Annotated in this window: 1 protein-coding gene; it reads right to left on the bottom strand. The window is 73.1% G+C overall.

The genetic code is table 11. The features are described from left to right. Positions 1 to 4,369 (bottom strand): SDR family NAD(P)-dependent oxidoreductase (locus ACIRVH_RS46365; protein WP_403967143.1); only part of this gene is annotated, 4,369 nt, incomplete at both ends.

Here is a 4,369-nt window from a genome sequence, read left to right as displayed (position 1 = left end):
CCGGCCATACAACCCACGCCCCATCCCCAACCGCTGCGCACCCTGACCCGTGAACACAACCCCCAACCGACCATCACCAGCCACCCCCTCCACCGCGGCCACCGACAGCTCACCCGACGTCCGGCCCACCGAAACCAGACGGTGGTCGAACCGGGACCGCGACAACAGGGAGTACGCCACGTCCAGCGGCCGCGCGGAAACCTCCGCCAGCCGGGCCAACTGCTCACGAGCGGCCGCCCCGGACCGGCCGCACACCAGCCACGGCACCACGACATCCAGCGCCGCCGACTCAACGACCTCACCGACCGGAGCCTGCTCCAGGATCGTGTGCGCGTTCGTCCCCGAGATCCCGAACGACGACACCGCCGCCCGCCGCGGCCGCTCCACCACCGGCCACGCCCTCGCCTCGGTCACCAGCTCGACGTCGCCGGCTTCCCAGTTCACGTGTGACGAGGGCCGGTCCACGTGCAAGGTGCGCGGCGCAACACCGTGGCGGAGCGCCACGACCATCTTGATGATGCCCGCGACACCGGCGGCGGCCTGTGTGTGCCCGATGTTCGACTTCACCGAACCCAGCAGCAACGACGTCTCACGGTCCTGCCCATAGGTCGCCAGCAACGCCTGCGCCTCGATCGGATCACCCAACGTCGTACCCGTGCCGTGACCCTCCACGACATCCACGTCCGCGGGTGCCAGCCCCGCGCTCGCCAGCGCCTGCCGGATCACCCGCTGCTGCGAAGGCCCGTTCGGCGCCGTCAGGCCGTTCGACGCGCCGTCCTGGTTCACCGCCGAACCCCGCACCACGGCAAGGACTTCGTGACCGTTGCGCACCGCGTCCGACAACCGCTCCACCACCAGCATGCCGACACCCTCGGACCACCCGACACCGTCGGCGGAGTCGGCGAAGGACCGGCAGCGGCCATCGACGGACATACCCCGCTGGCGGGAGAAGTCGACGAACAGGTTCGGGGTGGACAGCACGGTCACCCCGCCGGCCAGCGCCAGATCACAGTCACCCGACCGCAACGCCTGGACCGCCCAGTGCAGGGCCACCAACGAGGACGAACACGCCGTGTCGACCGTGACCGCCGGGCCCTCGAAGCCGAAGGTGTAGGCGACGCGGCCGGAGGCCACGCTCGGTGCGCTGCCGTTGCCACGGTACCCCTCGAACTCCGGGGTGTTCAGCAGTTCCGCGTAGTCGCCGTACATCACGCCGGCGAACACACCGGTGCGGCTGCCCCGCAGCGACACCGGATCGATGCCCGCCCGCTCCAACGCCTCCCACGACGTCTCCAGCAGCAGACGCTGCTGCGCGTCCGTGGCGAGCGCCTCCCGGGGGCTCATGCCGAAGAACGCGGCATCGAACTCCCCCGCGTCGTGCAGGAAACCCGCCTCACGCGCGTAGGACGTGCCGAGGTGGTCGGGGTCGGGGTCGTACAGGCCGTCGAGGTCCCAGCCCCGGTTGTCCGGGAATGCCGACACGGCGTCCACCTCGTCGGTGACCAGCTGCCACAGGTCCTCCGGCGACCGCACCCCACCCGGATACCGGCACGCCATGCCCACGATCACCACTGGGTCGTCGGACACGGACGGCAGTGACGCGACCGGCGTCTCCGCCGGCTCGATCCCCAGCAGTTCCCCGACCAGGTGGGCCGCCAGCCCGGCGGAGGTCGGGTAGTCGAACACGAGCGTCGCCGGCAGCCGCAACCCGGTGGCCGCCGACAAGCCGTTGCGCAGCTCCACCGCCGTCAGAGAATCCATGCCCAGCTCCTGGAACGAGCGCGCCGGCTCCACCGACGCCGAGGCGTCGTAGCCCAGCACGGCCGCCACCCGGCCACGGACCAGGTCGAGCACGGCTTCCGTGCGGTCGGCCTCTGGGAGCGCTGCGAGGCGGCGGGCCAGGCCGTCGGCGACCTCCCCTCCGTCCGCCGCGATCCGCCGGCCCCGCATGCGCACGAGTCCGCGCAGCAAGGCGGGCACCTCGCCGCGAGCCCGCACCGCCGCCAGATCGAGCAGCACGGGTGACACCACCGCCTCGTCCGGCACGGACAGGGCCGCGTCGAACAGGGCCATGCCCTGCTCGACCGTCAGCGGCGGCACGCCTTCACGGGCGAGGCGGGCGCGGTCGGCGTCGGTGAGCCCGGCGGTCATGCCGGTCTCGGGCGCCCACGCGCCCCACGCGAGCGACAGGCCGGGCAGCCCGTGGGCGCGGCGGTGGGCGGCGAGGGCGTCGAGGAACGCGTTGCCCGCCGCGTAATTGCCCTGGCCGGCCGCGCCGATGATGCCGGCGACAGAGGAGAAGAGCACGAAGGCGTCGAGGTCGGTGGTCAGCTCGTGCAGGTGCCAGGCGGCATCCGCCTTCACTCGCAACACCGTGGCGAGGCGCTCGGGCGTGAGGGAGTCGATGACACCGTCGTCCAGCACACCGGCGGCGTGCACGACGGCACGCAGCGGGTGCCCGGCCGCCACGGTGGCAAGTGCCGCCGCCAGCGCCTCCCGGTCCGTCACGTCGCAGGCAAGGACCGTTGCGGTGGCACCGAGTCCTGTCAGATCGGCGACCAACTCGGTGGCGCCCTCGGCGTCGGGTCCGCGGCGACTGAGCAGCAGCAGGTGCCGCACGCCGTGCTCGGCGACGAGGTGCCGCGCGAGGCTCGCGCCGAGCCCGCCGGTGCCACCCGTGATCAGGACCGTGCCGTCGGTGTCCCAGCCCGTGCTCGCGGCGGGGGCGGTGAGGCGGGCGAGCCGAGCGGCCCGGACCTCGCCGTCCCGCACGCGCACCTGGGGCTCGTCGGTGGCGAGGACCACGCCCAGCGGCAGCGGTCCGTGGTCGGCGTCGACGAGGACGAAGCGGCCGGGGTTCTCGGTCTGGGCGGACCGCACGAGGCCCCACGGCGCGGCCGTGGCCGGATCGGCGCCGTCGATGACGAACACCAGCCGGGTCCCGTCGGACGACACGTCGGACGCGAGCCAGCGCTGGAGCAGGCTCAGCACACGGGCGGCGAGGTCGTGGGTTCCGGTGAGCACGTCACCGTCGGAGGTGAGAGGTATGACGACGGCGTCGGGGGCGCCGGGGGCGTCGCCGAGCGAGGCCAGATCGACGGTGGCCGAGACGGTGGCGCCTGCCGAACGCAGCCGGTCGGCGACACCGCGCGGGTCGTCGCCGAGCACGACGGCGGTCACCGGCTCGTTGCCGGCGCGTGCACGTGCCCAGTCGATCCGGTAGAGCGCGTCGGTGCCTGGGCCGACCTGGTCGGCGGCGAACTCGCGGAACACGAGCGAGTCGACGGTGGCAACCATGTTGCCGGCTGCGTCGGCGGCGGCGATGGTGACGCCGTCGGCGGGATTGCCCGTCAGGACCACGCGCAGCGCGGCGGCCGCCGAGGCGTGCAGGGTCACGCCCTCCCAGGCGAACGGGAGCACACTGCGATCGGTGTCGCCGGTCAGCGACGCCGCGTGCAGAACCGCGTCCAGCAGCGCCGGGTGCAGGCCGTACGCGTCGGCCTGGCCGGCCGTCTGGTCCGGCAGCACGACCTCCGCGTAGACATCGCCGCCGCGGCGCCAGGCGGCCGTGAGACCGCGGAACATCGGGCCGTAGCCGAAGCCGAGGTCGGCGAGCCGCTCGTAGAAACCGTCCAGGGCGATGGCTTCCGCACCGGCCGGCGGCCACGTGGAGAAGTCGGCCGTGGCGGCCTCGGAGGCGGCCAGGGCGCCGAACGCGTGCTGTGTCCACGGACCGTCGGTGTGTTCGGGGCGGGAGAACACGCCGAAGGCAGTGCCGTCAACCCGCACCTGCATGTGCACCGCGCCGGTTTCGGGCAGAACGAGCGGGACCGCCAGGGTCAGCTCGTCGATCCGGTCGAGCCCGACCTCGTCTCCGGCGCGCAGCGCCAGCTCGACGAACCCGGTGCCGGGGAACAGAACCTGGCCGTGCACGGCATGATCCGCCAGCCACGGCTGTGTCCGCAGCGACAGCCGGCCGGTGAGCACGGTGACCTCGCCGCCGGCGACGGCAACGGCCGCGCCCAGCAGTGGGTGTTCGACCGAAGCGAGGCCCGCACCGGACACGTCTGCGGTGGCACCGGTCCGCTCGGGCCAGAACCGTTCGTGCTGGAAGGCGTAGGTCGGCAGTTCGACCCGGCGGGCGCCCGTGCCGGCGAAGAACGCCTCCCAGTCCACGGCCACCCCGTGCGCGAACACGCCGGCCACCGCGGTGACCGCCGACGTTTCCTCATCACGGCCGCGCCGCAGCATCGGCACGGTCGTCACCTCGGCGATCTCCTGGATCATCGCCGACAGCGTCCCGTCCGGCCCCAGCTCCAGGAACGTCCCCACACCATCGTCGACCATCGCCTGCACCGCATCGGCGAAC

This window comes from Streptomyces sp. NPDC101165, assembly GCF_044768135.1.
GTDB lineage: Bacteria > Actinomycetota > Actinomycetes > Streptomycetales > Streptomycetaceae > Streptomyces.
This window is presented reverse-complemented; position numbering and strand designations above follow the sequence as displayed.